Origin of the sequence: Albidovulum sp. (assembly GCF_049646345.1) — a bacterium.
Classification (GTDB): Bacteria; Pseudomonadota; Alphaproteobacteria; order Rhodobacterales; family Rhodobacteraceae; genus Albidovulum.
Map to the genome: position 1 here is coordinate 1 of NZ_JBARVQ010000144.1, position 4,562 is coordinate 4,562.

Sequence of the window (4,562 nt, forward strand, 5' to 3'; positions counted from 1 at the left end):
GTTCCAGGCCACGCTGGGCGCGCGCGACGAGGCGGAAACCCACGACCGCGAAGCCCCCACCACCCTGCGCGAGGCCGAGGGTGCCGACCGTCAGAACACCCACGCCCGCGCCGCCGGTGCCATCACAGGGGGGCTGACAGATTTCCAGACCACGCGCACCACCGAAATGGGCGATGTAGCCACCCAGCAGACCACAACGCAGTCAGACACAGAGCGGCGCAAGCAGGAGATCACCGAGGATATCGAGGCCATCGGCCTGGCCGTGCGTACGGACGTCACCCGCATCCTGCAGGAGATGGACGAAGGTGCTGCGGACTTATTCCAAACGGCCATCGACGAGGCCATGGACGACTACGACGACGCCTTTGCCGAGGAAAAGGGCGGGCTTCTGACCTCCGTTGGCGACTTTTTGACGGGCGACTGGGGGGATGAACGCTTTAACCGCGCACTGGCGTTGGGGCGGCGGGCTTTCGAGGCACGCGTCGAGACTGCGATCACCGATATCGCGGCCTTTGTCGAACGCAAGCTCACCGAGGCGCGCGACCGGATCGCCGAAGGCCGCTCCGAGATCGAGACCTACATGATCGAGAATGTCTCGGAGGCCGAACGCGAGTTGGCCGAAACGGCGGCGACGGCAATTACTGCCGATTTCGACGCGCTGGAGTCCGAAGTCAGCGACCGCCGCGACGCGCTGGTCGACAATATGGTCGATATCTACCGTGAAGGCATCGAACGGCGCAACGCGCGCGAAGAACAGCTTCAGGAAGAGAACAAGTCGTTCTGGGAGCGGGTCTATGACGCGACCGTTGGCGTCATTCAGAAAGTCATTGAATTCAAGAACATGCTGCTGGGCATCCTGAGTCGCGCCGCGGCCGTCGTCGAGGCGATCATCCAGGATCCCATAGGCTTTCTGCGCAACCTCATCGCGGGCATCGGCACAGGTTTGGAACGCTTTGTGTCCAACATTGGCGAGAACCTCAAGAACGCGCTGATGGGTTGGCTATTCGGCGCGCTCGAGGGGGCGGGGATCAACCTGCCCGACAAATTCGACTTGAAGGGCTTTCTCGACGTTGTGCTGCAGGTGCTTGGCCTGACCAAGGAGAATGTGCGCGCGCGCGCCGTTGGCATCCTGGGCGAGGATATGGTGGCCAAGATCGAGGGCGCTGTCGATTTCCTTCGCATCCTCTTTACCGAGGGGCCGGCGGGCATCTGGCAAATGCTTCTGGAAAAGCTGAGTACCATCAAAGACGTGATCATCGACGAAATCAAGAGCTGGGTGATCACCAAGATCGTCGAGGCCGGCATCAAGTGGATCATCGGCCTACTGAACCCGGCGGGAGCCTTCGTGAAGGCTTGCATGATGATCTACGACATCGTGATCTTCTTCATCGAACGTGGCCAGCAGATCATCGCTGCCGTTAACGCGATCATCAACGCTCTGGGCACCATCGTAGCGGGTAATATCGGTGCGATGGCCGCCGCGGTCGAGGGCGCGCTGAATCGTATCCTGCCCGTAGTGATCAGCTTTCTGGCCTCGCTACTGGGGCTGGGCGGCATCTCCGAGAAGATCCGGGGCGTCATCGAAAAGGTGCAGGAACCGGTTAACAGGGCCATTGACTGGGTGATCAACCTTGGCTTCAGCATGGCGCGCCGGATAGCGGGGCTGTTCAGCCGCGATGAGCCCGAGCAGGAAAGCGTCGAAGATGGTGATGGCGTTAACCCGCACGATCTGACGCCCGAGCAGCGGTTGGCGCGTGCCGAAGAGCAGTTGCCCGCCAAGATAAATCGCGAATTGGTCGATGGGATTTCCACCGAGGCGCTGGAGCGCAAGCTGGCGGTGTGGCGCGAGGAATACGGTCTGCGTGAACTTGTCATCCAGAACGGCGGGATCGTGGCGAAGATCAACCCTGAATCCCGCCTGGCCGATGCCCACCCGATGCGCAAACAGCAGATCGGTGGGCTTCTTGAAAAAATTCTGGAAAGCGCAGAGGCTGACTTCCTGACCGAATATGAAGCTCAGCAATCCCGCGAAAGCCGCCAACATGATGTCGAAGCAGACGCCGCCGCTATCGGAGGCAGCAGCGATTTTCAAAACATGGATCGGGTCGATGCAGTCCGCTTCATGCGGCGGATCCAGACTGGCAGAACCCAGCTGCGGCCGCCACAGTACGACTATAGCGAACGTCCCAACCCGCGCTTGCTTCCCGGGCCGCCGGGCACCACGATCTACCAGAATCATCCCAACCTGTTGTCCGCCACCTATCAAAGCGGAGCGGGATCATATGACAGCATGCGTGAGATCATGGAAGGAGCCGGTCAGGGCGAGGCCGACCTCGCTCGAGCGCGTGCCCGGCTTGCCTCGCCGTCGCGGACCTCATTGACCGGAACCGTTGAACCTGCGCGCGTGCCTGGTGGTCTGGGCTGGCGCATGATTGCAGAAGGCGAGGTAGGCGCAGGGCTCGCGGTGCCAGAGGATGCGGACATCGGGGCACTCGCTCCCATGGCTGCCGATCAGGCAACCGTTGCCGCCGAGCTTGACTTTGGCATGCGCGGGCCCGCCTCCTTGCGCCCCGGTCAAGCAGAGCAGGCCGGGGTCGCGACCAGCATTCGCCACGAGCGGATCGCCAACATCTTTTCGGTCCTGGAAGCCTTCGTGGCGGAGCCGGACGTGGAACTGCACGGCACTGACGCTGCCTTGGCCAACCTTGCCGAGGCTTTCCGCGCTTGGCTGAGTATCCATTTCCCCGACGGCGGCGACTCGTATACTGAAGAGGAACTTGAGGCCGCAACAGCCAGTCTGCGCCGCGACATCATCGGCTTCATGCATAGGATGGGGGACGAATGACCACCGAAGTACATATCGCACGCGGTCGGCCCACCAAGGAAGACGTGCTGGACCGGACTTACCAAGCACTTCAGGCCTTCAATGACGCGCAAGAGCTGGATTTCGCCCAGACGAAGGAAGACATGAGCGAGTTCAGCATTTCGGTGTATTTCGTCACCAGCCAGCAGCCGCAACTGGGCGTCTTGCTCAGTTTCGATCTGGAGTTGGATTTCGCGGTCTACACGCTGGCCAGCGAAGACAGCGCACGCCTCGCCGTGTTGCGCGCCACGCTGGAAACGTTCATCGGCTTTGAGACGTCCGACGGGCTATTGCGCGAGGCCCAGGAAAGTCCGACGCCTCGTGCGCTGGTCCGGCTGGGGCGCGGCTTTTCCGGCCCTCAAGACACGCAGGTGATGAAACTCCTGCGACAGGGCCTCAGCGGAGAAGCGCCCGGCATGCGCCGCGCCGCTGCACTGGCGCTTCTCAGCCTGAAGTGGGAAGTGATTTTGCCGGATCTGCGGGCCGCGTTCGAACGCGAAACCGATCCTGAGGCGCGCCAGACGATGGCTTTTGTGCAAGAGCGCCTCACGGTCATCTGAAGGGTTAAATCAGCTCGGCCCGCCGTTGAAATCGCACGCCTCGATAGAGGTTTCAACTCTGCCGTGCATTTATTGGTATTTTATGTTAATATAGAGGGATTCTCTTTGATATTTTTATGTGAGGATTTGCTATGGGGTGGCTTATTTGCTCCACGAACACACTTTTTGGTGAATCTCTTTGCTACGGTATTTCGTCGGTTTCTGACGGCGTTTTGGTCAAACATGTTCCGACGATCGAGGCTGCGATAGAGACGGCGCTCAATGAAGAAATAACCTCCGTACTGGTGGATATAAGCGACGCGTCGCTGGGCACTGCGGTTGCGCGTCTGGCGCGGGCGCTGCCGGAGGTCTGTATCCTTGCGCTCTCGGTGGATGACCAGAAGGCGGGGCAGGTGGTGAACTGCGCGCGCCTTGGGTGCCACGGCATCGTGCCGCGCAACACGTCCCTCGAAGAGGTTGTGCGGATTGTGCAGGCGGCAGAATGCGGCGAAGTCGCACTGCGCGCCAATGTGGCCGCCCAGATGATGCGCGCCTTGGCCCAGACGCCGCGCGTGGCGGGCAGCGAACGCCTGACCGAATGCCTGACCCGCCGCGAAAAGGATGTCTGTTCGCTGCTCTGCGAGGGCATGACGAACAAGGAGATTGCACGCGAGGTCAACCGCAGCGTGGGCACGGTCAAGAACCATGTGCGTGCCATCCTGACCAAATTCGATCTGCCAAGGCGCGGGGCAGTCAACAACTATATAGGACAGGCGCAACACGCGGCGGCCCCTGCCGCATCTCGGGTTCGGAGCTGAGACGGGGGACAGCAATTCGCGCTCGAGGGTGCAATTTTCTCTGAATGGGCGGTTTTTTTGTTGTTAGCCTTCAAGAAGCGCTCTGGAGGAGCAATATGAGACATTCTTACGCGGCACTTCTGTCGACCTTGGCCAAGGGGGTCTGCCTGGCGTCCCTTTCTGTACCGGCGCGGGCACGAAGCGCCGATGAGGTGGAGCTGGGCAACCGGCTGGCGGCGGTCCTGCGCGCGGGGCGTAGCGTGGTGTCGAATAACCAGGAACTGATCAACGACCCCGCCGCGGGCGACAAGAACCTCACAGGTAATGCCTTCCAGAGATTGGTGATCGAGGCCTATCTGGCCC

4 protein-coding genes are annotated in these 4,562 nt (G+C 61.0%); all 4 read left to right on the top strand.

What is annotated here, in order from left to right:
* Nucleotides 1-2,845 (top strand): phage tail protein (locus WBB85_RS03555; protein ID WP_432637243.1); only part of this gene is annotated, 2,845 nt, incomplete at its 5' end.
* Entirely contained in the window at nt 2,842-3,423 is a 582-nt protein-coding gene (locus WBB85_RS03560) for a hypothetical protein (RefSeq protein ID WP_432637244.1), read from the top strand. The genes WBB85_RS03555 and WBB85_RS03560, both read left to right, overlap by 4 nt.
* 212 nt (nt 3,424-3,635) lie before the next feature.
* The gene (locus tag WBB85_RS03565) at nt 3,636-4,220 is read left to right on the top strand and encodes a response regulator transcription factor (protein ID WP_432637245.1); all 585 of its coding nucleotides are present in this window, start codon (nt 3,636-3,638) and stop codon (nt 4,218-4,220) included.
* A gap of 95 nt (nt 4,221-4,315) precedes the next feature.
* The coding region (locus WBB85_RS03570; protein WP_432637246.1) for a hypothetical protein at nt 4,316-4,562 on the top strand (247 nt) is incomplete at its 3' end.